We start from the raw sequence: 26,931 nt of genomic DNA on the forward strand, positions 1-26,931 counted from the left end.
GCGCCGTTGAGACAACCCAGTGACATCCGGGCCTGAAGATACACCCGTGCAAATTGCGTGACCGCACGTATGCCGGTCACGCAATCCGTTTCAGCGAAGGGTTAAAACCCCATCACCGGTCGCAACAGGCGACCGCCCATCCGACCTTCGTGCGAGTTACTGCACTTGCGCCTGCTGATACAGCGATTCCCAAACCTGGGCGACCAGCGCCTGATCCGGCGGCGATAGCTCGCCGTTATTAATCGCCTTATTCAGACTGTCCTGTACCCGCGCATGAAGCGCCTGCGCCGTTTGTTCGCCATGCGCTTCGGCTTCTGCCACTGCCAACGTCAGGTGACCGCGCAGGTAACCACTGGCAAACAGTTCATCATCGCTGGCGTGCTCCACCATATTGTCAATCAGCGTCAGGATGCGCGCCTCGAATTCTGCGATCATTGATGGTCCTCAGTTATCGTGTTGCCCGCCGAACATTACAGATCGGCCGGATAAGGAAAGTCCGCCGCGGTTTGCGGCGCAGTATGGTAAAAGTCCCGCAGCGCCTGAATAAAGCGCGCAGGTCGGGCAGGCACACCCTGTTGCAGGTAAATCATGACCTGCGCGTGTACCCGACGCTGAAAAGCAATGCGGTCCGGGTCGACATCGCCATCCAGATTGTCGCAGCTGACGTTAAACGGGAAACCAGCAGCCACACAGAACATCCACTCCAGTGCCTGCGGCTTGATTTCCACCGACTCAAACTGGCTCTGGGTCGCGGCATCACGCCCGTCCGGGCAGTACCAGTAGCCGAAATCCACCAATTTACGCCGTTCTTCACCGGCGATGCACCAGTGGGAAATCTCGTGCATACCACTGGCATAAAACCCGTGTGCGAACACAATGCGGTGATACGGTGCCTGCTCATCGGCCGGTAGGTAAATAGGCTCATCATCACCCTTCACCAGCCGGGTGTTGTATTCCTCGCTAAAACACCGGTTGAAAATGGTGATCAACTGGTCGTAATGGTGAGTGTGTGCAGTTTCAGTCAACATCGTCATCAGAATAGCTGTCCCAGCCAACGGGCAATCTCGCTGCCGTGGTTGTCATGAATCAATTTGATGCTCATCAGGGCGGACATCACCACCAGCATCGGGCGAATCAGTTTTTGCCCCTTGGTCAGCACCATTCTGGCCCCCAGTCGAGCACCGATAATCTGCCCAACCAGCATCACCAGACCAACCCCCCATACCACCTGACCGCCCAGCATGAAAAACAACAGGCTGCCGAAGTTAGAGGTAAAGTTGAGTACTTTGGCGTGCGCGGTGGCTTTCGCCAGGTTGAATCCCAGCAGGGTGACATAGGCCAGTGCGTAAAACGACCCGGCACCCGGCCCAAAGAAACCGTCGTAAAACCCGACACAGGCACCGCCTAACAGAGAAAACGGCAGCAGCGACAGGCGCGCATGACGATCCTCATCCCCTATTTTCGGCATGAGCAGAAAATAGAGGCCGATGCCGATCACCAGCACAGGCAGCAATTTACGCAGAAAATCGGCGTGAATCTGCTGGATCAACCAGGCACCGAATACCGCCCCCACAAAGGTCAGCGGCACCGTCAGCGTCAACAGTCTCATGTCTACCGCTTTGCGGCGGATGAAATACAGGCTGGCGGAAAATGAACCACCCACCGCCTGCAATTTGTTGGTCGCCAGCACCTGAGCAGGAGACAGCCCCGCTGCCAATAGAACAGGAATGGACAACAACCCACCGCCACCGGCAATGGAGTCCACAAACCCGGCGATCACGCTCGCCAGAAACAACAGGGCCAGAATATCTGGCCCAACAACGAACCATTCCATGAATTATTCCACGATGAGATGGCGATCAAGCAACGCCTGACAGGACGGCGGCAACGGAGGAGGGGGTGTTTTAATCGGTGTTTCGGCACCCGGCTTACGCGGCTGGAACCAACTATTCAGCTCAGCGCCACAGCCGTCGCCCGCAGGCGGTGCATCCTGTTCCTGACACTCCAGGCTCTCCGCCGGGCAGCGCAGCCGCACATGCATATGTGCACGATGAGCGAACCACGGCCGAACCTTATGCAGCCAACTGCGATCGCTACCCGCTTCCAGGCACAGCTGCTTTTTAATAGCCGGATTGACGAAGATGCGCGTGACGTCATTATCCTGCGCCGCCGTTTTTACCAACTTCTGTACATCCGGCGACCAGACGCGTGGATTGACGTTTTTACCGTCCGCCAGCACCAGGTCCAACGGTTGCGGTTGCAACAACTGCTGCTGACTCCAGCGCTGACGCGGCAGTTGCAGCCAGATATCCACATCCAGCCCCGACTGATGGCTGGCATGACCACTGCTAAAGCGCCCGCCAGCCGGCATTCCCATGTCGCCAATCAGCACCGTGCCACCGGTCGTGCGATGCACGCTGGTACTAAGGCGATTGATGAACGCCAGCAGGTCCGGATGACCGAAATAACGCCGCTGGTCGACACGCATCACCTGGTAGTCCGGTGACTGTAACGCCAGTGGCTGTGCGCCAATAATGCAACCATTGGCAAACGCGCCGATTGCCTGGGGCTGACCGGCCACCGGGTGGCTTATCGCCTGCCAGGGTGTCTTCGCCAGTGTGGCGCTGCAAAACAGCAGCGCTGCCATCCCAATCCAGTTTCTTTTCATTATGTTATGGTATTCGTGTTCGGTGTTTTATCGTGTTACCAACGGGGAACCTGACTCGCCACGTCCGCACACTGCGCGCGCTGGCGCAGCAGATGGTCCATCAGAACAATCGCCATCATCGCTTCGGCAATCGGCACCGCGCGAATGCCTACGCACGGGTCATGACGACCACGGGTGATCATTTCCGTTGCGTCGCCGTCGCGGGTGATGGTACGCCCCGGTACGGTGATGCTGGAAGTCGGTTTCAGCGCCAGATGGGCGGTGATCGCCTGACCACTGCTGATGCCGCCCAGAATGCCGCCCGCATGGTTGCTCTGAAAACCGTCTGGTGTGATTTCATCACGGTTTTCGCTGCCACGCTTGTTGACCACAGCAAACCCGTCGCCGATCTCTACGCCTTTAACGGCATTGATGCTCATCAGTGCGTGAGCCAGGTCAGCGTCAAGACGATCAAACACCGGCTCGCCTAACCCCGGCGGCACCGACTCTGCCACCACCGTGATTTTTGCACCGATGGAGTCCCCTTCTTTTTTCAGGGCGCGCATCAGTTCATCCAGCGCGTCGATCTTGTCCACATCCGGGCAGAAAAACGGGTTTTGTTCCACCTGCGCCCACTCTTTGAGTTCGCACACCACATCGCCCATCTGCGCCAGATAGCCGCGGATCACTACGCCATGCTGCTGTTGCAGGTATTTTTTGGCAATAGCGCCCGCCGCGACGCGCATGGCGGTTTCTCGGGCAGAAGAACGGCCGCCGCCACGGTAATCGCGGATGCCGTATTTTTGCTCATAGGTGTAATCGGCGTGGCCGGGGCGGAACAGATCCTTGATGGCACCGTAGTCCTGCGAACGCTGATCGGTATTTTCAATTAGCAGACCGATACTGGTGCCGGTTGTCACGCCTTCAAACACCCCGGACAGAATACGAACCTGATCCGGCTCGCGGCGCTGGGTGGTATAACGAGACGTTCCCGGGCGACGACGGTCCAGGTCGTGCTGCAAATCGGCCTCGGTCAGCGGAATACCCGGAGGTACGCCATCCACCACGCATCCCAGAGCGATGCCATGAGATTCACCAAAGGTGGTGACACGGAAAAACTGACCAATACTGTTTCCTGCCATCACGGCTCCTTAGCATTGAAAAAACATCAGGGCGTCAGACGGATAGTGACCGCCCACCGCCCTGTAGAGGGATTAATCCCGGTAAAGGCTGAAATGCGCCTGACAGTCCAGCAGTTGGGAACGGGTCAACATGAAGACACCGTCGCCGCCGTTATCGAACTCCAGCCAGGTAAATGGAATATCCGGATACTGATCTATCAGATGCACCATGCTGTTGCCGACTTCACAAATCAGCACGCCCGCTTCGGTCAGGAAATCCGGCGCGCACGCCAGAATCCGGCGCACCAGTTTCAGGCCGTCACTGCCCGCCGCCAGCCCTAATTCCGGCTCGAAGCGGTATTCCTGCGGCAGGTCGGCCATGTCTTCCTCGTCCACGTATGGCGGGTTGGTGACGATCAGGTCATACTGAATCGCGGGCAAGTCACGGAACAAGTCGGAACGAATCGGCGTGACGTTGTATTCCATGCCATGTTGCTGGATGTTCTGTTCAGTCACTGCCAGCGCTTCGGTGGAAATATCCACCGCATCCACTTCGGCTTCAGGGAATGCCTGGGCACAGGCGATGGCAATGCAACCGCTGCCGGTGCACAAGTCGAGAATATGGTGCGGCGCGTTGGGCAACAACGACGCAAAGCGATTGTTGATCAACTCACCAATCGGCGAACGGGGCACCAGCACCCGCTCGTCGACATAAAATTCCAGTCCGCAAAACCAGGCTTTATTCGTCAGATAAGCCACCGGAATACGTTCATTGACGCGGCGAATCACCCGCTCGACGATGCGATGACGCTCGCTGGACGTCAGCCGGGCGAGATACATGTCTTCCGGAATATCGATTGGCAGAAACAGGCTGGGCAGCACCAGTTGCACCGCCTCATCCCACGGATTATCGGTGCCGTGTCCATAGTAGACGTTGGCGGCGTTAAACCGGCTTACTGTCCAGCGCAGCATATCCTGAATGGTATGCAGATCGTTGACCGCCTCATCGACGAAAATTTTGTCCAAGTTTGTCCTCCGCAGACTACTGTCTCTGTGATGGCCGTAGTTTGCCATGAAGACGGCGACAAATCAGCAGATATCACCGCCAGACGGCGCGGACCGTGGGATGTAACGATAAGGTTTTGTTTAGTGACCGGCACGGAACAGGTAAACTGTGTGAATACCGTATTAAGATTCTGCAACAGAACCGCGACGATGACAGAGTGACGCACAATGAAAAAAAAATTCATGCTTGATGACGAGGAACAGGCGCTTTTCCGCACGTCGGTGGCGGGTGCCACCCGGTTACGTCAGGATACCTACGTTCACCGTCCGGCCCGCATCAAACCTGGCACATTACCACCACGGCGGATGATGCAGGAACAGGTGGACGCCAGTTTCTATTTCTCGGATGAATTCCAGCCACAACTGGAAAATGACGGGCCGACGCGCTACGTCCGGCCCGGTGCCAGTCATTACGAACTGAAGAAACTGCGTCGCGGCGACTATTCGCCAGAACTGTTTCTGGATTTGCACGGACTGACGCAGTTGGAAGCCAAGCAGGAATTGGGGGCACTACTGGCCGCCTGCCGACGCGAACATGTCTACTGTGCCTGCGTGATGCACGGCCACGGCAAACACATTCTTAAACAGCAAACGCCGTTATGGCTGGCCCAACACCCGGATGTGTTGGCGTTTCATCAGGCACCGAAAGAATTTGGTGGTAATGCAGCCTTGCTGGTGCTGGTGGCGCAGGAAAGCACCGACGAGGAATAACCCTTTTCTCCTCGCCTCACCTTCTTCGCCGTTCTGGAAAATCGCCTGCGGCGGGAAACCGTATGAAAACCACACAGGAGCCGCTAACGGCACCTGTTGTCGGACGTTCAGGGTTTGACTTTGGCCGTCAGTTGAGACGGTGTGACCTGCCAGTGATATACCCCCGTACCGGAAACGTCATCCAGCTCGACGTGGGCAATAGCCGACGTGGCAAACATGGGGGCAGTCTCCGTCGGGCACAACCCGGCAACCAGATACCCCACCAGTGGCAGGTGGGAAACCACCAACACCGCACTGGTGCCCTCTTTCGCCAGCGTCAACAGATAGTCGCACACCAGTTCAGCATTGCCTCCCGGCGTCAGTTCCGGCAGACACTCGCTTTCCGGCAGCGGCAACACCTCCGCCACGACCTGCAACGTCTGCTGAGCCCGCACATAAGGGCTCACCAGCACCCGATCAATATCAATCGACTGATCGTTGAGCCAGGCTGCCATCAGACGAGATTCTTCATCTCCCCGGCTGCTTAAAGGCCGGAGCGCATCACTGGCGGCGTCAGGTACGGCATCACCATGACGCATGATCAAAACTTGCATATTACACCGCTATATTGATGAAAAAGGACAATAAACCCTGGGGATAGCTTCAGATTAGCTGAATTGGCACGGGGCCGTTTTGCGGCAGGTCACAGCCTGGTATCGGGTATCGCACATCATACTGATGGCGTTTTGACCAACGCAAAGCGCATTTTTTTACCCCAATTACCGATGAATCGCAACCAATCACACCATGCACCGCGCTGTACCACGGCCCCACCGTCTTACCATGAACCGACAACTTCCCGTTTTTCAGGCAATTAACCTTAATCCACGCAGGGCAAAACCGGCCCTACATTATCATAATATGCTGCTAACTATCTTTTAGATTTCATTTAACAGCAGTTTAGACTAAAAAATAATTTTCATTTAGATAAAAAAATCACCAATCCTCACAATACAGAATAAATCGGCATCGGTTTTATTTTTCTGACACTTTTACACTTTTTCATCTTATAACGGCGGGAAACACTGGAAAAAATACCCCACCTCACTATAGTGAACAGAGAAAACACTGGTGCTGAATACAGTACGTTTAAATAATTCAGCGCGGTATTATGCCCAGCATTCAGGGAATTGTTGCACTGGGTGGTAAAGACAATGGAGTGTTTAAATAAAAAACAATAAATTTCAATGAAATAAAAAATCACCCTGCTAATACATCGTTGTATTCAGTTTTTTTATCAATTAATTTTTCACCGAAAAGCGAATCTGACAAATAACGTTTCGCGCCAGATAATAAAATAATTTTTTAAACAAAATCGGGTTATTTCATTCAAAAAATCTGCCTTATGACTGTTTAATTTATTATTTACTCATCCGACAAGAATAAAAAACAAAAGGGTAGATAACGGGTTCGCACTCCCTTCTCCCACTCAATGTCTCGCTTCATCCACGAAGCCAACCTGCTGCGACTGTCGCCGTAGCAACCCTTCCGCCGGTGCAAAGCGATCGCCGTATTGCGCCTGCAACGACAACAGGGTGCCTACTACTGTTTCTATCCCTAGCTGATTCATGTAGTGGAACGGACCGCCCAGAAACGGCGGGAACCCAATCCCCATCACCGCACCGATGTCACCGTCGCCAGGGCAGCGAACAACGCCTTCATCCAGACAACGCACCGCTTCATTCAGCATCATCATGACGCAGCGCTGTGCCATTAGCACCGGGTCCAAATGCGCCTTGGGCGTCACATCCAGCAAGCGGTAGAGTCTGTCGTCAGACGTTTTACCCTGACGTCGCCACAAACCGCATAGCCGTTCATAACGCGACTGGTTGTAGCGATAAAAACCGCGACCGTTCTTGCGGCCTTTACGGTTGTCGCGGGCAATAGCTTCCAGCGCGGGAGGGGCACAAAACCGCTCACCCAGCTCTGCCACCAGTACCGGTACGATCTTCATCGCCACATCAATCCCCACCTCATCCAGCAGGGTAAAAGGCCCAACAGGGAAGCCGAAACGCACCAGAGCCCTATCAACCGACTCGACCGGTTCGCCTTCGAGCAGACAACGAGCCGCTTCGTTCAGGTAAGGTGCCAGGATACGGTTAACATAAAACCCGGCCTTATCTGCCACCACGATGGCGGTTTTGCCCTGTTTCTTCGCCAGTGCCACCGTAGTGGACAAGGCTTGCTCGCTGGTTCCGGCATGGGGAATCACCTCAACCAGCGGCATTTTGTCTACCGGGCTGAAATAGTGCAGGCCGATGACCTGTTCGGGTCGACTGGAGCCTGCGGCAATCTGGTGGATCGGCAACGACGATGTATTCGAGGCGAACACCGTATGCGGTGGCGTCACCGCGTCGACTTCCCGCACCATCTGCTGTTTGAGTGCTAAGTCTTCAAATACCGCTTCCACGACCACATCAACGCGCTCAAAACCCCGGTAATCGGTTCCACCGGAAATCAGGCTCATCCGCTGTCGCTGTTCTGCGGGCGTAATGCGGCGGCGTTCTACCTGTTTGTTCAACCGCTGCCAACTGCTGCGCAGCGCCTGGGTAATACCTTGTTCATGAATATCTTTGATCCTTACTGGCAGTCGGCCATTCAGCGCCGTAACGTCGGCGATGCCACCGCCCATCAACCCGCCACCCAGCACCCCGACCCGGCGCAATGGGCCGGGCTCGACCGATGCACCCTGATCTTTTTTCAGTGCAGTGGCAGTAAAAAACAGTCGCCGCAACGCCACAGACTCCGCTGACATCACCAGTCGACCAAACGCGCGAGCTTCTGCCTGATATCCCGCGGAACTGCCCTGCTCCAGGCCACTACGCACCACAGCAAGAATGCTATCAACCGCCGGGTAGTTGCCCTGGGTTTTTGCCTGAGTCTGCCGTCGTACCCGTTCAAACAACCAACGGCGCACGTAGGGCAGCATCAGTAATCGATGCCGCCAGCCAGGTGAGGACGGCCGCCGCTTACCACGGCGGACGAAACCCAACGCTGCTTCCAGCAATACCGCATGTGGCACCACCTCATCCACCAGCCCGAGCCGTCGTGCCTGAGTCGCTCGCCACTGCCGCCCGGTCAATATCGATTCCAGCGCACGATCCACACCAATCAGGCGCGGAAGCCGCTGGGTGCCACCTGCACCTGGCAATAGCCCCAATTGCACTTCCGGCAACCCGAGACGGGTGCTGTCGTCCGGCGTACAAAGGCGATAATCGCAAGCCAGCGCCAGTTCCAGCCCGCCGCCCAGACAAGCGCCGTGAATGGCCGCCACCACCGGAAACGGCAAATGGGCGATCGCCTCCAGTGTTTCCTGCCCGGTTTCAGCCAGCGCCTGCGCCGCCGCCGCGTCAGAACAGGCATCCAACATGCCGATATCCGCCCCGACGATGAACGATTCCGGCTTGCCGGAAAGGATAACCAGCCCCTGCAAACCACTGTGCTGTCGGGCCTGCTTCAGCACCGCTCGCATCTGTTGCGCAAATTCCGCTTTCAGGGTATTCACTTTCTCGCCGGGGACATCCACGGTGATCACGCCAATATGGTCCGGGCGTAGCGTCAGTTGGAAAGCGGCTTGCACCTCATGTTCGTGCGCCTGATGCCTCAAATTTTGATCGGTCATTCCGTTACCTCCAGCACCATGGCTGCTCCCAGCCCTCCCGCCGCACAAGCGGTCACCAGCCCCAATCCGCCGCCTCGCCGACGCAGTTCATGCAGCGTCTGGGTGATCATGCGGGCACCGGTCGCGGCAAACGGATGCCCGTAGGCGATTGAGCCGCCCCGCACATTGAAACGCATTGGGTCCACCTCCCCCACCGGTGCACTGCGCCCAAGTTTATCGCGAGCGAATTCCGCGCTGGCGAACAGGTGCAGATTAGCCAGCGTTTGGGCGGCGAAAGCTTCGTGCATGTCGATCAACGCCAGGTCATCAAGCCGAATACCCGCCCGATCGAGCGCCAGTGGCGTGGCGTACACCGGTCCCACCAGCATGTCCTGCTGTACCGGAATGGCGCTAAACGCATAGCTGCGCAGGTAACCAAGCGGCGTCAGTTTCAGTTCGCTGGCACGGGATTCACTCATCAGTAGTACAGCAGCGGCACCATCGGTTAACGGTGAGCTGTTACCGGCGGTCACGCTACCGTAGCGACGATCAAAGGCGGGTTTCAGGCGGGAATACTGTTCCGGCGCGCTGTCGCGACGAATCGTATTGTCTTCATTAATTGCTTGCTTATACGGCGGCACCCAGGCGGTCATCACCTCGTCACGCAGGATGCCATCGGCCCAGGCCTGCGCCGCGCGTTGATGGGAGAGGTGAGCGAACGCGTCCTGCGCGTCGCGGCTAATCCGATAATCCTTCGCCATCTGCTCGGCGGTGTCGCCCATGCGCAGCCCGGTGGAATACTCCGCCACTGCGGGTGCTACTGGCAGTAAATCTCGTGGCCGCAGGCGAGCAAGCAACGCCAACCGCTGACGAAAGGTTCTGGCACGAGAAAAGTCGACCAGCGTGCGCGCCAGCGCTTTGCTAACACCAATAGGCAATACGGAAGCCGAATCCGCACCACCGGCAATACCCATGTCGATAGCCCCGGCCAGAATGCTTTCCGCCACGTTGGCAACCGCCTGAAAGCTGGTGGCGCAGGCGCGGGAAACGCTATAAGCATCGGTATGCACGCTCATTCCGCTGCCCAGCACGATTTCGCGGGCGATATTCGGCGCTTCCGGCATCTGAATCACCTGCCCGAATACCAGCTGTTGCACCAGCTCCGGGTCAACACCGCTACGCAGCAGCAGTTCATTGACCACCAGCTTACCCAGTTCCAGCGCCGGAATACCATGATAAACCGTTGCCTGCCGGGCAAATGGGGTTCTCAGCCCACTGACAATCGCAATGCGATCGCCACGTCGGGTGACCAGCGGCACTACTTCGCGTTCGCGCATAACCATTCCGTTCATCCCTTTGCAGCGACTAATGGGGTCTGAACTCATTGTTAACCTGAAGATTACATTATGCAAACAAGCAGATACCAAATAGCGAGCCACGCCACGCTTCCTGGCGCTCAGGCACAACGGAAATTAAAGAGGAGGTAATGAAAAGGAAAAATGATGAAGCGGGAAGGCTTGTGAGCACGGCTGATCGCAACGGATCAGCCGCAAAGCGAAGGCAAGCACACGAGAAGAGGCTCGCGGCGTGCTCAGGGTGGCTGTCGCTGTATTAGCGCAGGCCCAACTGGAAGATCAGCGTTTCAGCCTGACAGCTAAACGTGAAATCCATATCCAGTTTGACCCCGCCTTCCACCTCAGACAGACGAGCATCAATCACACAAGGCTCGGATTCAACCGAACGGGCTTTTTCCGTCAGTTGCTTCTGCGTCTGTTCCGCGTCGCTGCGGTGGGGAAATACACGGCTGTACGATGCAGTGCAATCGGTGTTATCCATTACGGTTCCCACATCCACACAGCAACAGGCGGCGGTTTCTTCTGCGCTACATTTGTTAATCGCGTTTGTCATGGCAAAACTCCTCTGCGGCGACAGGCACCTCCACAATCGGAAGCACGCTATCCATCTATTCTGCCCCCATTTTACTCACCACAACCGTCTATCACTAGCACTTACCGATTAAAGGGGTATTACGTGACACAAATCACATTTATACGTTACTTTTCAATGAAATAGGCTAAATCATCTCAACACAATCATGACATTTGTTAACTAGATCTAATTTCTTAATCATTTTTGCAACATTTGTGGAACTGAAAGAAAACATTTCAGCGTTTTACTTTTATACTTTTCGTAACTGGTCTGATTTGTCAGCCCAATAACCCCCCCTACAATGCGCGTCCCTTATTACACGCTTAATAAAACGACAAACGTTCAGTGAGGTTTTGGTCATGAGCCAGAAAGTCCTGTTAAAGAAAACATCACTTGCTGTGGCGCTGGCGCTGATGGCATCCCATACGTTCGCCGCGGGCTTTCAGCTGAATGAGTTCTCCTCATCCGGTCTGGGCCGCGCGTTTTCCGGCGAGAGCGCTATCGCAGACAATGCGACCTCTGGCAGCCGCAACCCGGCGACCATGACGATGTTTGATCGCCCCGCCTTTTCCGGCGGCGTGACCTACATTAATCCGGATATCGATCTGCGCGGTTCCAGCAGCACCGGTCGTGACGCCAGCGCAAGCAATATTGCGCCGCACGCCTGGGTGCCCAACCTGCACTTCATCATGCCGCTGAACGAGCAGTGGGCGGTAGGCGCATCCGCCACCACCAACTTCGGTCTGGCGACTGAATTCAGCGACAATTTCAGTGCCGGTTCCATCGCGGGCAAAACCGACCTGAAAACCACCAACCTGAATCTGAGCGCTGCTTATCGTCTCAACCAGCATTTCAGCTTTGGGCTGGGCGTCAACGCCGTGTATGCCGATGCCAAGATTGTGCGTAACGCGGGTGAAGTCGGCCCCGTTCTGGGTGTGCGTTCAACGTCTGAGATTACCCATCTGGATGGTAAAGAATGGGGCTACGGCTGGAACGCAGGCATCCTGTATGAGCTGGATAAAAACAACCGCTTTGGCCTGAGCTACCGCTCCAAAGTCGACATCGACTTTGACGGTTCCTTCCGAAGCGACCTGGCCGCCCCGCGCGGCACCAGCGGCACCACCATCCCCGGCAAGCTGACGCTCAACCTGCCAGAAATGTGGGAGCTTTCCGCTTACCACCGTGTTGCTCCACAATGGGCGGTTCACTACAGCCTGGCCTACACCAGTTGGAGTTCCTTCCAGGAACTGCGCGCTACCAGCAGCAACGGGCAGCAACTGTTCCAAAAAGACGAGAGCTTCCACGATGCTTACCGCATCGCGCTGGGCACCACGTACTACTACAACGACAACTGGACTTTCCGCACCGGTATCGCGTTTGACGACAGCCCGGTGCCCGCCGACAAGCGCACCATTTCCATTCCGGATCAGGATCGTCTCTGGTTAAGCGTGGGCACCACCTACGCCTTCAACAAAGACGCCTCGGTAGATGTGGGCGTGTCCTACATGCACGGCCAAAAAGTGACTATCCACGAAGCTGGCGTCGCGGCCAACCTGCCTTCCTACACCTTTACGTCTGAAGGCCGGGCATGGTTGTACGGCGTAAACTTCAACTACAGTTTCTAACCTGAATAAACTGTATTCGTAAAAAAGGCCGCGATTGCGGCCTTTGATACGATGGGACGTCGGTTATGCCAGCGGCATTATTCCGGCTTCACTTCCATATAGTTCAGTTTCAGCGTACTGCTGGTGTAACCGCGAATCTTGTTGGTCAGGTCAATATTGCCTTCCAGTTTCTGGCCGTAAGACGGAATAATTTCCTTCAGTTTGGCCTGCCATTCCGGCGTCGCAACCTTATCCTTGAACACGGTTTGCATCAGGCTCAGCATGATCGGCGCAGCCGTGGACGCACCCGGTGAAGCGCCCAACAGCGCGGCGATGGAGCCGTCTTTGTCGCTGACAATCTCGGTGCCCAACTTCAGTACACCACCCAGATTTTTATCTTTCTTGATGATTTGTACACGCTGCCCTGCCACTGCCAAACGCCAGTCAGACTGTTTCGCCAGTGGGAAGTACTCTTTCAGCGCGGCAAAGCGATCATCGTCGCTCATCATTAGCTGGCCGATCAGGTACTTCACCAAATCGAAGTTATCGATCCCGACATTCACCATCGGCATAAAGTTGGAGGTGTTCATGGACGAGAGCAGATCCCACAGTGAACCGTTTTTCAGGAACTTACTGGAGAAGGTCGCAAACGGCCCGAACAGCAGCACTGGTTTGCCGTTGAAAATGCGGGTATCCAGATGCGGTACGGACATCGGCGGCGCACCAACCGACGCTTTGCCGTACACCTTGGCAAGATGACGTTTTACGATATCCTGATTATCGGTGACCAGAAACTCGCCGCCAACCGGGAAACCGCCATAGTTGTCTGCTTCCGGAATACCGGATTTTTGCAGCAGTTGCAGCGCGGCACCGCCAGCACCGATAAACACGAATTTGGCTTTTATCGTGCTCTCTTTACCGCCATTTTTCAGGTCGGCAATCACCACGTTCCAGGTTTTATCCGGGTTACGCTTGATGTCGCGAACTTCGTTGCTCAGTTTCAGGTTGAAATTGGTATGTTGTTTCAACCCATCCACCAACTGACGGGTAACTTCACCGTAGTTAACATCAGTGCCGATCGGCATACGGGTGGCGGCAATCTTCTGTTGCGGATCACGCCCTTCCATCACCAGTGGAACCCACTGTTTGATCTGCTCGGCGTTGTCGGAGAACTCCATGCCACGGAATAGGGTGCTGTGTTGCAGCGCCTGGTAACGTTTGTGCAGGAAATTAACGTTGTCATCGCCCCACACGAAGCTCATGTGCGGCACGCTATTGATAAACGACGACGGGTCTTTCATCACATTGTGAGAAATTTGATAAGACCAGAACTGACGGGAGACTTCGAACGCTTCGCTGATTTCGACCGCCTTGCTGATATCAATCGAGCCATCGGCTTTTTCCGGCGTGTAGTTCAGCTCCATAAAAGCGGAGTGACCCGTACCGGCGTTATTCCAGCCGTTGGAGCTTTCCTCAGCCACATTGTCCAGACGCTCGACCATGCTGATGCTCCAGTTCGGCTCCAGCTCTTGCAGATAGGTGCCCAGCGTCGCGCTCATGACACCGCCGCCAATCAGCACCACATCCACGGCCTTATTTTCTTCCGCCACAACAGGCTGCGTCAGCCCTATGGCACCCAGACACAAGGTGGTAACCAATAGTTTTTTCATGTTTATATCCCGTTATATCAATGTGTCATCCCTGCAGGTGAACAAGGGTGATTCCAGATTAGCGAGATAACGATGCAGCAGCGATGAACCATGAATCAGAAGAAACACAGCGGCAACCCATAGCAGGTGTGCGGCACCGCCTTCGTCTCTTTTCAGTATGGGGAAAACTGGCTGACGGCAGGCGGAGATAAGCGCACATGACGCAATGCGTGAAGTGCTGCTCAGGGCGGCTGAATCGTTACCCTCTCTAACCGGCTGTTATTATTGTTACATCGACAGTGGAAATAAATTTATGTAATTAAATAAATACTCAACAACAATATAACGTTTCACAAACAATCAGTTTGGCGTGTTTCAGGCGGGAAAGTAGGAGGATTAATGACAAAAGGCACCCGCAGGTGCCCGTCAATACTGACAAAAAGCTTATTTACCTGAATCGATTTCGTCCAAACTGCCTTCAATCGCCTTGGCATTCGGGTTAACCACCGGGGCGGATTTACCGTCGTTAGCCAGGAAATCGTGACGCTGGAAATAGGCATCGCGCACCATCAGATAAGGGTCGGACGAATTACGCAGCAGCCCGTCGGAATCCAACAGACGGGCGCGGGTTTCCAGACCTTCCACCACCCATTTGCCAGCCGACATCCAGAAAGTGAGATAACTCAGTGGCGGATAAAGCGTATCCGCCACCCCACCGCCGTCTTCACGCAACGTGGCACTGCCATAACCCGGCAGAACCAGATAAGGCCCATAACCGACATCATAATGCCCCAAGGTACTGCCGAAGCGGTGCGGTTCCTCTTTCGCCAGTTTGGGATTCGCCATCGCCGCGACGTCAATCAGGCCGCCCATCCCCAGCAAGGTATTAAGGAAGAAACGGTTAAAGTGAATCATCGCCTGGTAGGGTTTCCCTTCGACGAAATAGTTCACCATAGTGGCGGGTTCAGACAGGTTAACGAAGAAATTGGTCAGACCATTTCGCGCCGGTTGTGGCATATAATCACGCCAGGCCACCGCTGCCGGGCGCACTACATACGGATCCAACACGTTGTAGTTAAAGCCGAACATGGTTCGGTTGAATCCTTCCAGCGGATCCGAACGCTGCTCAGGCGCTGAGGTTTTAGAACTGGCACAGCCGACAAGCAATGCACTCGTCAACACCACACCACCCAGACGAAAATTCATAACGTATCTCCCTGCTGAACTTTCATGCAGTCCGTACGGCCTGCCATTGAGCCGCCAGCGCATAAGGCCACATGTTATCATCTTAATACACCGGGCTTTGGTTTGCCCGTGCCGCCGGTGGCGGTCTGTTGGAAAAATGGCGATCGTTTAATAGCGACACCAGAAGTGACGCCGCTCCCATTAACGCTTCGGAATTGTCCGGTTCATGCCGGGCACCCTTGCTCGGGAAGCCACCGTCGTCACATCGGCTGACGCGACGGTCAACATTGGAGGATGCGGATCCTGCTTCAGGCACTGGTATAATTCCAGCACCAATTGTGCGATCGCTCCCTAATTCAGTGATTTGCGTAACCCGTCACCCATTTGTCTGACGGTCAGCGTAGCGAAAGATATCATGATTAAGGCCGCGATTCAGGCCCAAATTGGTGGCGAATTAAGCAAACGCACCGGCAAGTGCTTATGGCGACAGCCAAATCGGTTATAATGCGACGCCAACGCAGTCCCCATAGTTAAATGGATATAACAAGCCCCTCCTAAGGGCTAGTTGCAGGTTCGATCCCTGCTGGGGACGCCAGTTAATCTAAAATCCTCGATCTCTCCTTTCATCTTTTTCCTCACCCCTAACCCGGCACAACGCCAGGCTGCGACGACAATTATCGGTCAATATCCGTGTCCTGATATGGGTATGCATATACAGGGTTCGCGCCGCAAATAAGGGAACGTGGAGTGACATCGAATAGATGTCATTAGGAAAATTAAATAAGAGGAAGGATCATAAACAGCCGGGCCGAGCGGCCCGGCATGAGGATTATTTAGAACTCTCTACACTGGCTTGTGTAAAGTTCGGGTAATCACCCGGTTTGCCGTTGTTCAGATTAGACAGGAAATTGCTGTCCTTCATCGGAATATCAGCCGACTCATAATTGAAGGTGTTCATCTTATTACGCATGTCCTGATTGCTGACACCATCGCCATGCACCGTATACCAGCTAACAATATCCGGCGTAACAAATGTGTTGTAGGGGTTTTCCGCCTGTTCGCCTGATTTGGCAAAACGGAATGCATGGGTCAGCGCACCATCTTTATGGTACACAAACTTCAGGTGACCATTTTGTTTGTCGAGGCTGGATGCCGCCTCCGTCGTCAGTTTACCGTGGGCGCTGTAACTGCCGTGCGTCACGGTGCCGTTTTTGGTCCAGACGGCCGCATATTCCCAGTCGTGACGGTGCCCGCTCTTGATGCCAGCCACAATCTGATCTTTCAGGAAGTAGAGCGCGTAAAAATGGCCGCAGTAACGATTGCCACCGTTATTGACGCAAGCATAGCGGTGCAAGGTGTTGGATTTGTCCAGAAAAGTGGACCAGCGGCAACCGCCTGTCAGGCTACCGGTCGGGTTAAGGCCGCCATTCTGCTTGCCGCTACGACTTATTCCGGCGCTGGGCAAACAGCCGTCCGTATCGAAATCGAATACCGGCGCAATCGACGCGGCATTAACGCCGGAAGGCAACGCCTGATCCAGCTTGTCAAAATCATCGGCGTGAGCCGCAAACGTAACCCAAAGGGGGAGTGTTGCCAGAACAGCTGTCTTCTTAAAAAACATACCATCTCCTGTTTCTGTTTTACTTAATGAGGCATCATGCCTGTAAGTGCTTTTTAAAAGCATAAGAAAGGTGGGTGATTCATATTAATTAGTACTATGACGACACCCGATTACAACTGAAAATAAATACCGACTCATACATCTGGCTGGTTAAAACCATCATAACTGCTTTTTTAACCAGGGTTCAATAATTAATCATCGCGAGTTTTATCATACCCCCCCAGAAAACCACCCATTTCAAAAAAACAGAACTAAAAAACAATACAGAAATAAAATCATTACGAATAAAAATTAATACCCCCTTCAGTTTCGCCTTCTTTTTTTGTCATATCACCAGCACCTTCCACACCTCAAATAACCATTTTAATTCACTGAAAAAATAAAACAAATAACACCAACCCAACCAGCATCAACTCAAGCATTTCTCTGGCGCAACGCATTGCTTACCCCCCATAAAAATAGACCCTAACGCATCCGAGCTACAGGGCCACACCCTGGTGTATTGAACAATGCAACGTATTACCCCGCAGCACGTGAGTGAATTCCCAATCACTTACCCAGATAAGTAATTAGGGTGAATAGGTTGAAGCCAACACACCGGGAGCCTGAAATATGAGTTTCCTTTATTTTTTATTGACGCTCAGGAATAGTATTTGCCATTTCAACAGGCTACAGTCGTTGTCGTAGGATAGTTTTCATTATGATTCCCACCGACTCCTTCTGTAAGCCGATTCGTGACAGTTCTTAAAAAAGTGCGAACAAATAAAACCAGCATATTTACTCTCCGATATATACCTGCTTCGATACTACTACCGCACTATTTCAGCTCGGCGTACTCGCCTTGCTCGCCAACAACAAAGGAAGAACCATGAAAAAGCTGACTTTCAGCGCCAGCGCCCTGATGGCAGTACTGGCGTTAACCGGCTGTACCACGCCCGCGACTCAGAGTGCCCAGACCACGCTCGCTAACCAGTCGGTGCTGGCCCTGAACTGGTTCCAGCAATCGGGTGAATATCAGGCGTTGTGCTATCAGGCGTTCAACACCGCGCGGATGGCCTTCGACGCCGCGCCAGCCAAACCGGGCAAGAAAAAGACGGTGATAGTTGATATCGACGAAACCATGCTGGACAACAGCGCCTACAGCGGCTGGCAGGCCAAAGAACATAAATCATTCAGCCCGCTAAGTTGGAACCGCTGGTCCCAGGCCCGTCAGGCGCTGGCTGTGCCGGGTGCGGTGGAGTTCGCCCGTTATGTCGACAGTCATGGCGGCCAGGTTTTTTATGTCTCCAACCGGCTGATTATCGAAGCGAGCGACACGCGAGACAATCTGGTCAAACTCGGTTTTCCGAGCGTGAACGACCAGACGCTATGGTTAAGCAAGGGCAACAGCAACAAGCAGGCACGCTTTGACGATATCGCCGCTCAGGGCAATAACATTGTGCTGTACGTGGGAGATAACCTGAACGACTTCGGTGCCGCGACTTATCATAAGGACAATACCGCACGTCGGGCGTTCGTCAGTAACAATCAGGCGAAATTCGGTACGCAATTTATCGTGCTGCCTAACCCGCTTTACGGCGACTGGGAAAGCGGCCTCAGCAGCGACTACAACAAGCTAACACCGGAACAGAAACTGCAAGTACGCGACCAGCAAATCCGTGCCTGGAACGGACAATAATGAAAAACGGGGCTTTCGCCCCGTTACTTCATTCTACTCTCAACGTGAACACCGTTGCCTAACCAGTGGTTATTGTGCGTAAGCTGGGCGCTCAGTCACTTCCGGTACAGCATCGGTCAGGTTGGCTCCGGCCTGGCTATCCTTCACTTCATTTTCGTCAATGAAGCCGTAGAACACACCTCTGGACACGGAAACACCGCGGATCTCAGCATCGCCGCGCAGTTGCGCCGTGCCGGATACCACCACGCCGCGTTCGAAAGCGCCCGGTCCTTTGAACACCGTGTTAACCTGCGCGTTGTCCTTGATCACCGTGTCGCCCTGCACTACCGTCAGGCCACTAACCCGAGCGTTGCCAGAGACGGTGCCGCTCAGTACGGTGGCATGATCTTCGATACGGGCATAATCCAGTACCTTTCCGCCGATAACACGAGCATACGGCCCGACATAAGCCGTCGACGCCACTTCCGCGCCATTAGCCACCCAGCCACCGCCGTTGCTGTGACGGCGGCCATTAGCGGTCGGTGTCGGCGCGTTCGGCTGTGAACCTTCCGCCCAGGCGTTGGTCAGGTCCACTGTCCACGGGTAGCGGTACAGCGAGTAGTAGGCTTGATCCCAGGTAATCTGGTGCATTTGCGACGGCGACCCCATCACCACCAGATATAACCCTTTGTCGCTCGATTTCACGGCGAAGTTGCTGATTTTGGCCGAGGCACCACGCTGTAATGCGCTGTAACGGCTCTTGCCCGCCGAGTCGATTGCCACCAGCCCCCAACGCCAGTCGGAGTCCGGCTGAGTCAGGGATGCCGGATCATTCTTCAGACCTGGCAAACTATTAACCGCAGGGGCACTCTGCACCACACCCCGGAACGATACCGTCACCTTGGTAGCACCACTATCGGGAATCAGGCGCACGATGTTGTAGCCCCAACGTTGCGGTGCCTGGTCGAATGGCACAGCAAAACGCCTTACCCCAGAAGCGCTAACCGGCTCCAGCGCCGTGGTACGCAGCAGTTCATCGGCGTTGTCTTGCGACGGCGTTACCGCACCGTAGCCACCGTAAGTACGGCGGTAGAAGCTGCCGCGATCGTAGCCATCAGGGTCGGTGTAATCCCAGTTGACGTTGTGCATCGCCCAGTCGCCGAAGAAGTCGTTCAACTCGGACTGGCTCCAACCCATGTTGCTCTTCAGCACGCTGATCGGATCGGTGGTGTTCTGTTCGGCGCTGCCGACTTTCGGCGCATTGGCCCAGATGTCGTTAACGGCGCTGTAACCGTAGCGGTTTTTCAGATGCTCCATGAACTGCCAGTTACAGTAGCGATCACGAGTCGAGCCGAGATAAAGATGCGGATAGTTCACCAGCATGTCGGAACAATGCGCGGAAGTGCCGCGGTATTCATCCAGTTGATGCGCCATCCAGTTGGCGTGAGATTCCCAAATCCAGCCAACGAAGTTTTGATTGCCGTAAGACTGGAAGCTGCCAGTCTGCCCTTGCAACGCGTGGGTAAACTCATGAGCCAGACCCCAGTGGTCAAGCAGCGCACCGGGACCGATCCACATTCCCATGGTGCCGCCATCGGCGATCCCGCCGTTCAGGCCGAAAGACGGGTCGATATGAATATTCGCTTTGTACTTGACGGTCGCGTTGCAATACGGCTGTGGGAATTTGATCTGGTTGATAAATTTATCCCAAATCAACTCCAGCTGTTTGCCCGCCGCAACGACATCGTTGCGGTTGACCTGACTGCTATTATTCCAACGAAAGGCAAAATGTTCGGTTTGATACTGTGCTGTCGGCATGTCACTGACGTTACTGACTTGCCAGTTCCCCGCCACACAGGTTTCATCCGCATAAGCGACATTTGCCGCCAATAAACTGCCCGCGGCAAGCAGGCAGCGACCCAGAGAAATACGCTTTCTTATCTGCGACATAAGTCCGTTTCCGAGCATGATAATGATAAGTACGCCTTCTCACGATCCAATGAAAAGGAAAACAAGCCTCCAGACATCGGACGTCAAAGGCAGCCTTGCGGTCTTCGTGACCGGTTTTGTATAAAAATTGCTGTCTCTCCTAATGGATAGACACATTAATTTTATTACACTTTTTAATATCGTGATACATGAAGCTGAGTAATCACTGACAAAACTTCACAAATCAAATCATGTTTTTTGCCTTAAAAAACCGATGAAATTACAAACCCAGAAAAAGGCAGCAGGTATGACTGATAATTTTTAACTCGAAGGATTATTAATATAAATTCATGATTTCGACGACATCATTGTTTATGAGACGCATTATCGATAACCTTGCAGCACTCTTTTTCATGCTCGACAGGTAATCGTATGGTGGAATCAGACTGGCGCGCGGTAGGCGTGCTATCCGGAACAGGTGTATCCGTCAATAGAAATAAACGCGGCATTATGTGGATATGGGGAGTGATGGCGATGCTGCTGCTCGCCGGTTGTGACAACACCGCCTCGCCCGATCAACAGGCTTCAGCGGCAACGTCAGCAGGCTGGCCCCGCACAGTTCAAACGCTGAAAGGCCCCGTAACCCTCACCCACGCGCCTCAGCGCATCGTGTCGACCAGCGTGACCATCAGCGGCACGTTGCTGGCGATCAATGCGCCACTGGTAGGCTCCGGTGCAACCAGCCCCAATACCATCGTGGCCGATGATCAGGGATTCTTTCGCCAGTGGAGCGCCGAGGCAAAAGCCCGCGGCGTCAAACCGCTCTACATCACTGAGCCAAATGCAGAAGCCATCGCTGCCGCCGCACCGGACATGATCATTATTGCGGCGACCGGTGGTGACTCCGCCCTGAAATTGTATGAGCAACTTTCCGCCATCGCGCCGACGCTGGTGGTGGATTACGGCGATAAAAGCTGGCAGCAACTGGCCTGGTATCTGGGCGAAGCCATCGGCCACGAAGCCGATGCCCGCCAGGTGGTTGAACGCTTCGAACAACGGGTGCAGAGCGTGAAGCAAGCGATTCAACTGCCACCTCAGCCGGTGTCGGCGCTGGTGTATTATGAAGACGGCCGTGGGGTTAACTTGTGGACCCATGCCTCCGCACAGGGACAATTGCTGTCTGAGCTGGGGTTCCAGTTGGCGTCGTTACCGGACAATCTGCCCACCGAAACCCGAATGGGTAAACGGCAGGATATTTTGCAAATCTCCGGTGAGAACATGGCAGGCAGCCTCAACGGCCAGTCACTGCTGCTGTTCGCCAACGACGACGATACTGTTAATCGGGTCATCGCTAATCCGTTCCTCAGCCACCTGGAGCCGGTCATGCAGCACCGCATCTGGGCGATGGGGCCGGACACCTTTCGGCTCGACTATTACAGCGCCAGCAACATGCTAAATAAGATCGAACAGGTCTTCCGCCAGCCGACATCCCACTAACGGGCCGGGGTCTGTCGGCGCAGCAATGCGCCGCCTACCCCTCGTGTACCGCGTCGCCGGTGTCCTCTTCCTCCGGCGACGCTGCCGGTTCGCCAAAGCGGCACTGACGCAGCGGGCGCACCAGCAGCGCGATCACCCCGCCCAGCAACGCGGCGACGGTGCCAAAAGCCAGAATACTGGTCGCAGGCACCAGCAGTTTGCCCATCAACCCCAATATCAGCGCACCGGCTGAATCGCCAGTGACATCCTGCGCCGTTCCCAGGCTATTGACCCGTCCCAGCAGGTGGTCCGGCGTATAGCTCTGGATCAGGGTGAACTGCAACAGTGAGGTGATCGCGTTAAAGTAGCCGTAGCAAACCAGCGCCAGCAGCGCGGGCAGCAAATGGCTGAACAACCCCAGTGACGCTACCGCCAGAAACGCCCCCGTCGCGCAACCCAGCAGAATCTTCCCCGGTCGTTGCGTTCCCGATACCCAGCCGCTGGTGAATGCGCCGATCATGGCACCCAGCGGCACCGCAGAATACATCAATCCCACCGCCGACGGCCCAGCGTGGTAAGCATCCGCCGCCAATGCCGGAAACAACACCCGCATCGCGCCGACGATACTCACCAGCATCCCCAGCAACACCACACAGCCGACCACCGGTTGAGCACACACGAAGCGCACCCCGCCCGCCAGTGCCTGCAACGGATGCTCCGGCTTACCCGGTGCCGGTTGCATCGACGGTAACCGCACCAAGGGGATCAATGTCGCCAGCGTGCCGATGGCAGCGACAGCGAAGTTCCAGCCCACACCGCCCGCGACGATGATCACCCCACCCAGCGCGGGTGATAGAATCGCACCTAACCGCACCGTCAGCATGGTCAGCGCCCCGGCAGCGGGCAGATTTTCCCGCCCGACCAGCAACGGTATCACCGCCATCAGCGCCGTCATGCCCAGCGCGCCGAAGAAACCATCCCAGGCTGCCAGTACGTAGAGCGCCAGTAATGACGGTGAGCCGGAAAACGCATTCAGACTCAGCGCCACGAACCCCAGCCCACAAGTGCCGCGGGCAAACAGGATCAGCTTGCGGCGATCGAAGCGGTCCGCCAGCACCCCGCCCAGCATCAACCCGATAAACATGCCGATGCCGTCCAGCGCCACCGCCATCCCGACCTGTAGCGTAGAGCCGGTCATCGCCTGAATCTGTACCGGCACCCCTACCGTCAACATGCCAAGGGCAAACACCGACAACATGCGAGCCACAAAAATGGCGCGAAAATGCGCATTCTCCTTCAGCAAACTGAAGTCGAGAAAAAAAGAAGATTTAGCCATGAGCGTTTGTTGAATTCCTGTTCTTAATCAAAATGCGTTCTATCAGAATCGCGCCGCCACCCTTCGCGGCCCAGGCAGTGCGGTAAATGATGCCAACCCGGCTCCAGGTCAATGTCTTTGCCGAAACCCGTATGCTATTCTAGTCACGCCATAACATTAATGATAATAATAATCATATGCATTTTTTAATAAAGCGATTCTTATCAATGCGGTTCCCCCTTTCCGTCCAGGCCACCGCGTCAGTCAGCTTACAACGTGGCTCATCATCATTAACCGGCCGACGCATCGCCGGTATTGTTCCCTGTTTGATACTGCTGATGCTTATCTGTCTCGCCAGCCTGATGCTCGGTGCCAGGGCTATCGCACCAGAGGTGGTTTGGCACAGCCTGACCGGCCGCCTGCAAGGCCCGGACAGCATCATCATTCTGCAAGCCCGGCTGCCACGCACGTTGGCCGGTATACTGGTGGGTATGGCGCTGGGCGCATCGGGTGCGGTAATGCAGGCGCTGACCCGTAATCCACTCGCCGACCCCGGCATCCTCGGCGTCAACGCCGGTGCCAGTTTCGCTATCGTGCTCGGTATCAGTTTCTTCGGCATTACCGGTATGGCCTCCTGGTTGGGTTTTGCCTGGCTTGGCGTACTCGTTGCCAGCCTGATGGTTTGGCTCATCGGCACGCTAAGCGGCGGACGGGTCAACCCGATACGTCTGACGCTGGCGGGCGTGGCGCTGAGTGCCGTGCTGTCTGGCTTCACCTCGTCGCTGTCGCTGCTCAACCCGCTGGCGTTTGATCAGTTGCGCTTATGGGAAGCCGGTACGCTGGACATTCGCTCGCTGAGCAATATCGCCTGGGTCACACCAACCGTGCTGCTGGGCTGTGCGCTGGCGTTTTTCGCCGCCCGCTCGTTGAATACGCTCAGCATGGGGGAAGACCTCGCCACCGCGCTCGGCACCCGTGTAGCGTTAATCCGCGTGATTGCCATGCTGTCGGTAATGCTGCTGTGTGGTTCCGCTACCGCGCTGGCTGGCCCTATTGGGTTCGTCGGCTTGATGATCCCCCATATCGCGCGCGGCTGGGCGGGCCCGGATCAACGCTGGGTTTTGATCTATTCGCTGCTGTTTGCGCCGATGCTGCTGCTGGGTGCTGACATTGTCGGCCGTCTGCTGGTGCCGGGCGAGTTGCGGGTGTCCATCGTCACTGCCTTTATCGGCGCACCGGTTTTGATTTGGCTGGTGCGTCAACGCAAGTCATAGGAAGACCACGTTATGTCTACCCGAACCCTGTTTCTGCGCGCACCAAGCGGTTTCATTAGCGGCCGACTGCCGCTGCGTGCACTGTGGATCAATCTGTCATTGCTGTTGGGCGGCGCGGCGCTACTGACGCTGGCGGTCAGCCTCGGCACCCTGCCGCTGTCAGCGTTAACGGTCTGGCAGGCGCTGGCCGGTCACGGCGATGCCAGCACCGTCACCGTGGTGACCCAGTGGCGCGCTCCGCGTGCGGTGATGGCATTACTATTCGGTGCCGGGCTGGGTGTCAGCGGCGCGGTCTTTCAGTCATTGACCCGTAACCCGCTGGGCAGCCCGGACGTCGTAGGCTTCAATACCGGTGCTCACACGGGTGCGCTAGTCACCATCATTCTGCTGCACGGCAGCTACTACCAGATTGCTGGCGGCGCGGTGTTGGGCGGGCTGGCGACGGCGCTGGTGGTCTACCTGCTGGCGTGGCGACGGGGGATCAGCGGTTTTCGGCTGATCATCGTCGGCATCGCCGTCAGCGCGGTACTGTCTGCATTCAACACCTGGTTGATGATCACCGGCGCACTGGAAACGGTGATGACCGCGGCGCTGTGGGGTGCGGGTTCACTGAATGGCATGACCTGGGCCAAAGCCACGCCCGCGCTGTGGCTGATTCCGCTGACACTGCTGGCAACGCTGCTGCTGGCGCGGCGTCTGCAACTGCTGGAAATGGGGGATGACAGCGCCCGATCGCTGGGCGTTAACGCCGAGGCCAGCCGGTTGTGGCTGATGCTGGTCGGTATCGTGCTGATTGCGGTGGTGACCGCCAGCGCCGGACCGATTTCCTTTATCGCACTGGCGGCACCGCAGATTGCGCGCCGTCTGACCCGCGCCAGCACAGTGCCGCTATGCGCCGCCGCGCTGGTGGGCGGCCTACTGTTGCTGACGGCCGATATCGTCGCTCAGCATCTGTTCACCGGTCGGCAGTTACCGGTAGGTTCGGTGACGGTCAGCATCGGCGGGTTGTATCTGATCGGGCTGCTGATCCGTGAATCACGCCGGTAATCAGCAACGTTAATTTGTCTGTAAAGAGTGACTCTGATGACACACCTTTTGCGCGCCGAGCAGTTAACGCTGGGCTACGACAACAAAATCATCGCCCGTGATCTGAGCGTGGCGATCCCGGCCGGTAAGTTCAGCGTGATTATCGGCCCCAACGCCTGCGGCAAGTCCACCCTGCTGCGCGCGTTATGCCGCCTGCTGAAACCAATGGCGGGCGATGTTTTGCTGGACGGCACCCGCATTCACCGTATTCCCACCAAAACACTGGCCCGCCAGTTAGGTCTGCTGCCGCAGCACGCCATCGTGCCGGACAACATCACGGTGATGGATCTGGTGGCACGCGGACGCTACCCGCACCAGACGCTGCTGCGCCAGTGGAGCGAGGCAGACCAGACAGCGGTAGAACAGGCGATGGCCGCCACCAATGTTAGCGAGTTGGCAGAACGCAGCGTAGACGAGCTTTCTGGCGGGCAGCGCCAGCGAGTGTGGATTGCGATGGTACTGGCGCAGCAAACGCCGTTGTTGCTGCTGGACGAACCCACCACCTGGCTGGATATCGCCCATCAAATCGACCTGCTGGACCTGTTCCGTGAACTGAATCAGCAACATGACCGCACGCTGGTGGCGGTATTGCACGATCTTAATCAGGCCTGCCGCTACGCCGACCACCTGATCGTGATGCGCGCAGGTGCCGTGATGGCACAAGGCGCGCCCGCCGATATCATCACCGCCGAACTGGTGCAGGCGGTGTTCGGCATGGCCTGCGTCATCATCGATGACCCGGTTTCTCACACCCCGCTGATCGTCCCCTGCGGCCGCCATCATCCGGCGCCTTGACGCTGTTGACAAACAGCGCTGTTGTTTTGTTATTGGTGATTTATGTTGGAGTTGCGAGAGGTTTCGTGCTTGATGACATCCGTTATCCCTTTGCAACATCATCGCACGCACGACAAGGAGAGGCTCAACGCCGCCTCTCCTTGACCTCTGGCTGATGGCTAAACTGTACCGCTGGCGCGGTCCCCTCGGCGTTCGCCTTCGCTGTTCGGGCCGCCCGTGACGCGATT

The 26,931-nt window shown here is 55.7% G+C and carries 22 protein-coding genes and 1 tRNA gene; 8 read left to right on the forward strand and 15 right to left on the reverse strand.

The genetic code is table 11. The annotated features are described in order from the left end of the window. Positions 1-156 precede the first annotated feature (156 nt). From OB87_RS02385 to prmB, 6 genes are all read right to left on the reverse strand, one after another. The gene (locus OB87_RS02385) at positions 157-435 is read right to left on the reverse strand and encodes a YfcL family protein (protein ID WP_033567815.1); all 279 of its coding nucleotides are present in this window, start codon (positions 433-435) and stop codon (positions 157-159) included. Between the two features lie 35 nt (positions 436-470). Further along, positions 471-1,034 (reverse strand): elongation factor P hydroxylase, encoded by a 564-nt coding sequence (locus tag OB87_RS02390; protein WP_033567816.1) that lies wholly within the window; start codon positions 1,032-1,034, stop codon positions 471-473. Further along, positions 1,034-1,834 (reverse strand): sulfite exporter TauE/SafE family protein, encoded by an 801-nt coding sequence (locus OB87_RS02395; RefSeq protein ID WP_033567817.1) that lies wholly within the window; start codon positions 1,832-1,834, stop codon positions 1,034-1,036. The genes OB87_RS02390 and OB87_RS02395 overlap by 1 nt, the downstream gene beginning before the upstream one ends. Before the next feature lie 3 nt (positions 1,835-1,837). Next, the gene (mepA, locus tag OB87_RS02400; RefSeq protein ID WP_033567818.1) at positions 1,838-2,668 is read right to left on the reverse strand and encodes a penicillin-insensitive murein endopeptidase; all 831 of its coding nucleotides are present in this window, start codon (positions 2,666-2,668) and stop codon (positions 1,838-1,840) included. A gap of 35 nt (positions 2,669-2,703) precedes the next feature. Further along, positions 2,704-3,789 (reverse strand): chorismate synthase, encoded by a 1,086-nt coding sequence (gene aroC / locus OB87_RS02405; protein WP_033567819.1) that lies wholly within the window; start codon positions 3,787-3,789, stop codon positions 2,704-2,706. 72 nt (positions 3,790-3,861) lie between these two features. Then, positions 3,862-4,794, reverse strand: coding sequence for a 50S ribosomal protein L3 N(5)-glutamine methyltransferase (gene prmB, locus OB87_RS02410; RefSeq protein WP_033567820.1), 933 nt, complete (start codon positions 4,792-4,794; stop codon positions 3,862-3,864). 207 nt (positions 4,795-5,001) lie between these two features. Here prmB and smrB point away from each other — a divergent pair, with 207 nt between their 5' ends. Further along, a complete protein-coding gene (gene smrB / locus OB87_RS02415) occupies positions 5,002-5,544 on the forward strand; it encodes an endonuclease SmrB (RefSeq protein WP_033567821.1) in 543 nt (180 codons plus the stop codon). Between the two features lie 107 nt (positions 5,545-5,651). On the opposite strand, the gene sixA is transcribed toward smrB, so the two are convergent. The 4 genes from sixA to OB87_RS02435 all read right to left on the reverse strand — a co-directional run bounded on the left by sixA (position 5,652) and on the right by OB87_RS02435 (position 11,092). Then, positions 5,652-6,137: a phosphohistidine phosphatase SixA gene (gene sixA, locus OB87_RS02420; RefSeq protein ID WP_033567822.1), complete on the reverse strand. Its 486-nt coding sequence runs from the start codon at positions 6,135-6,137 to the stop codon at positions 5,652-5,654. An 875-nt stretch (positions 6,138-7,012) separates the two neighbouring features. Continuing rightward, on the reverse strand, positions 7,013-9,205 hold the full coding sequence (fadJ, locus tag OB87_RS02425) for a fatty acid oxidation complex subunit alpha FadJ (protein WP_033567823.1): 2,193 nt from the start codon (positions 9,203-9,205) through the stop codon (positions 7,013-7,015). Beyond that, positions 9,202-10,521, reverse strand: a complete 1,320-nt coding sequence (gene fadI, locus OB87_RS02430; RefSeq protein ID WP_395856339.1) for an acetyl-CoA C-acyltransferase FadI — start codon at positions 10,519-10,521, stop codon at positions 9,202-9,204. Before fadI ends, fadJ begins: the two co-directional genes overlap by 4 nt. A 274-nt stretch (positions 10,522-10,795) precedes the next feature. Further along, entirely contained in the window at positions 10,796-11,092 is a 297-nt protein-coding gene (locus OB87_RS02435; RefSeq protein WP_081977333.1) for a YfcZ/YiiS family protein, read from the reverse strand. A gap of 380 nt (positions 11,093-11,472) precedes the next feature. On the opposite strand from OB87_RS02435, the gene fadL reads away from it, so the two are divergent. Next, entirely contained in the window at positions 11,473-12,738 is a 1,266-nt protein-coding gene (fadL, locus tag OB87_RS02440) for a long-chain fatty acid transporter FadL (protein WP_033567825.1), read from the forward strand. Between the two features lie 77 nt (positions 12,739-12,815). Here fadL and mqo read toward each other — a convergent pair whose 3' ends face one another. After that, the gene (mqo, locus tag OB87_RS02445; RefSeq protein ID WP_033567826.1) at positions 12,816-14,387 is read right to left on the reverse strand and encodes a malate dehydrogenase (quinone); all 1,572 of its coding nucleotides are present in this window, start codon (positions 14,385-14,387) and stop codon (positions 12,816-12,818) included. Between the two features lie 423 nt (positions 14,388-14,810). Further along, positions 14,811-15,572, reverse strand: a complete 762-nt coding sequence (gene mlaA, locus OB87_RS02450) for a phospholipid-binding lipoprotein MlaA (RefSeq protein ID WP_033567827.1) — start codon at positions 15,570-15,572, stop codon at positions 14,811-14,813. A 499-nt stretch (positions 15,573-16,071) separates the two neighbouring features. Here mlaA and OB87_RS02455 point away from each other — a divergent pair. Next, positions 16,072-16,146, forward strand: a tRNA-Arg gene (locus OB87_RS02455). 234 nt (positions 16,147-16,380) lie between these two features. Here OB87_RS02455 and OB87_RS02460 read toward each other — a convergent pair. Further along, a complete protein-coding gene (locus tag OB87_RS02460) occupies positions 16,381-17,172 on the reverse strand; it encodes an NPP1 family protein (RefSeq protein WP_033567828.1) in 792 nt (263 codons plus the stop codon). 868 nt (positions 17,173-18,040) lie between these two features. On the opposite strand from OB87_RS02460, the gene OB87_RS02465 reads away from it, so the two are divergent. Further along, positions 18,041-18,850: a 5'-nucleotidase, lipoprotein e(P4) family gene (locus OB87_RS02465; protein ID WP_033567829.1), complete on the forward strand. Its 810-nt coding sequence runs from the start codon at positions 18,041-18,043 to the stop codon at positions 18,848-18,850. 69 nt (positions 18,851-18,919) lie between these two features. On the opposite strand, the gene OB87_RS02470 is transcribed toward OB87_RS02465, so the two are convergent. Then, the gene (locus OB87_RS02470; protein ID WP_033567830.1) at positions 18,920-20,779 is read right to left on the reverse strand and encodes an Svx/AvrXca family virulence/avirulence protein; all 1,860 of its coding nucleotides are present in this window, start codon (positions 20,777-20,779) and stop codon (positions 18,920-18,922) included. A gap of 411 nt (positions 20,780-21,190) precedes the next feature. Here OB87_RS02470 and fepB point away from each other — a divergent pair, with 411 nt between their 5' ends. Then, positions 21,191-22,255: a Fe2+-enterobactin ABC transporter substrate-binding protein gene (gene fepB / locus OB87_RS02475; protein ID WP_033567831.1), complete on the forward strand. Its 1,065-nt coding sequence runs from the start codon at positions 21,191-21,193 to the stop codon at positions 22,253-22,255. 34 nt (positions 22,256-22,289) lie between these two features. On the opposite strand, the gene entS is transcribed toward fepB, so the two are convergent. Beyond that, positions 22,290-23,570: an enterobactin transporter EntS gene (entS, locus tag OB87_RS02480; RefSeq protein WP_033567832.1), complete on the reverse strand. Its 1,281-nt coding sequence runs from the start codon at positions 23,568-23,570 to the stop codon at positions 22,290-22,292. 206 nt (positions 23,571-23,776) lie between these two features. Here entS and fepD point away from each other — a divergent pair, with 206 nt between their 5' ends. The 3 genes from fepD to OB87_RS02495 are packed head-to-tail and all read left to right on the forward strand — an operon-like array spanning position 23,777 to position 26,704. Further along, positions 23,777-24,823, forward strand: a complete 1,047-nt coding sequence (gene fepD / locus OB87_RS02485; protein WP_033567833.1) for a Fe(3+)-siderophore ABC transporter permease — start codon at positions 23,777-23,779, stop codon at positions 24,821-24,823. Positions 24,824-24,835: 12 nt separating this feature from the next. Next, on the forward strand, positions 24,836-25,870 hold the full coding sequence (gene fepG / locus OB87_RS02490) for an iron-enterobactin ABC transporter permease (RefSeq protein WP_033567834.1): 1,035 nt from the start codon (positions 24,836-24,838) through the stop codon (positions 25,868-25,870). Positions 25,871-25,906: 36 nt separating this feature from the next. Continuing rightward, the gene (locus OB87_RS02495) at positions 25,907-26,704 is read left to right on the forward strand and encodes an ABC transporter ATP-binding protein (RefSeq protein ID WP_033567835.1); all 798 of its coding nucleotides are present in this window, start codon (positions 25,907-25,909) and stop codon (positions 26,702-26,704) included. The last annotated feature ends 227 nt before the right edge of the window (positions 26,705-26,931 follow it).

Source organism: Dickeya undicola, assembly GCF_000784735.1.
Taxonomy (GTDB): domain Bacteria; phylum Pseudomonadota; class Gammaproteobacteria; order Enterobacterales; family Enterobacteriaceae; genus Dickeya; species Dickeya undicola.

Coding starts and splice junctions, on each gene's coding strand:
- OB87_RS02470 (WP_033567830.1), bottom strand. CDS start 20,779: ATGTCGCAGATAAGAAAGCGTATTTCTCTGGGTCGCTGCCTGCTTGCC.
- OB87_RS02495 (WP_033567835.1), top strand. CDS start 25,907: ATGACACACCTTTTGCGCGCCGAGCAGTTAACGCTGGGCTACGACAAC.
- OB87_RS02395 (WP_033567817.1), bottom strand. CDS start 1,834: ATGGAATGGTTCGTTGTTGGGCCAGATATTCTGGCCCTGTTGTTTCTG.
- smrB (WP_033567821.1), top strand. CDS start 5,002: ATGAAAAAAAAATTCATGCTTGATGACGAGGAACAGGCGCTTTTCCGC.
- sixA (WP_033567822.1), bottom strand. CDS start 6,137: ATGCAAGTTTTGATCATGCGTCATGGTGATGCCGTACCTGACGCCGCC.
- fepB (WP_033567831.1), top strand. CDS start 21,191: ATGGTGGAATCAGACTGGCGCGCGGTAGGCGTGCTATCCGGAACAGGT.
- mqo (WP_033567826.1), bottom strand. CDS start 14,387: ATGAAAAAACTATTGGTTACCACCTTGTGTCTGGGTGCCATAGGGCTG.
- fadI (WP_395856339.1), bottom strand. CDS start 10,521: ATGCGCGAACGCGAAGTAGTGCCGCTGGTCACCCGACGTGGCGATCGC.
- fadL (WP_033567825.1), top strand. CDS start 11,473: ATGAGCCAGAAAGTCCTGTTAAAGAAAACATCACTTGCTGTGGCGCTG.
- OB87_RS02460 (WP_033567828.1), bottom strand. CDS start 17,172: ATGTTTTTTAAGAAGACAGCTGTTCTGGCAACACTCCCCCTTTGGGTT.
- fadJ (WP_033567823.1), bottom strand. CDS start 9,205: ATGACCGATCAAAATTTGAGGCATCAGGCGCACGAACATGAGGTGCAA.
- OB87_RS02465 (WP_033567829.1), top strand. CDS start 18,041: ATGAAAAAGCTGACTTTCAGCGCCAGCGCCCTGATGGCAGTACTGGCG.
- OB87_RS02390 (WP_033567816.1), bottom strand. CDS start 1,034: ATGACGATGTTGACTGAAACTGCACACACTCACCATTACGACCAGTTG.
- aroC (WP_033567819.1), bottom strand. CDS start 3,789: ATGGCAGGAAACAGTATTGGTCAGTTTTTCCGTGTCACCACCTTTGGT.
- OB87_RS02385 (WP_033567815.1), bottom strand. CDS start 435: ATGATCGCAGAATTCGAGGCGCGCATCCTGACGCTGATTGACAATATG.
- mlaA (WP_033567827.1), bottom strand. CDS start 15,572: ATGAATTTTCGTCTGGGTGGTGTGGTGTTGACGAGTGCATTGCTTGTC.
- OB87_RS02435 (WP_081977333.1), bottom strand. CDS start 11,092: ATGACAAACGCGATTAACAAATGTAGCGCAGAAGAAACCGCCGCCTGT.
- fepD (WP_033567833.1), top strand. CDS start 23,777: ATGCGGTTCCCCCTTTCCGTCCAGGCCACCGCGTCAGTCAGCTTACAA.
- mepA (WP_033567818.1), bottom strand. CDS start 2,668: ATGAAAAGAAACTGGATTGGGATGGCAGCGCTGCTGTTTTGCAGCGCC.
- fepG (WP_033567834.1), top strand. CDS start 24,836: ATGTCTACCCGAACCCTGTTTCTGCGCGCACCAAGCGGTTTCATTAGC.
- entS (WP_033567832.1), bottom strand. CDS start 23,570: ATGGCTAAATCTTCTTTTTTTCTCGACTTCAGTTTGCTGAAGGAGAAT.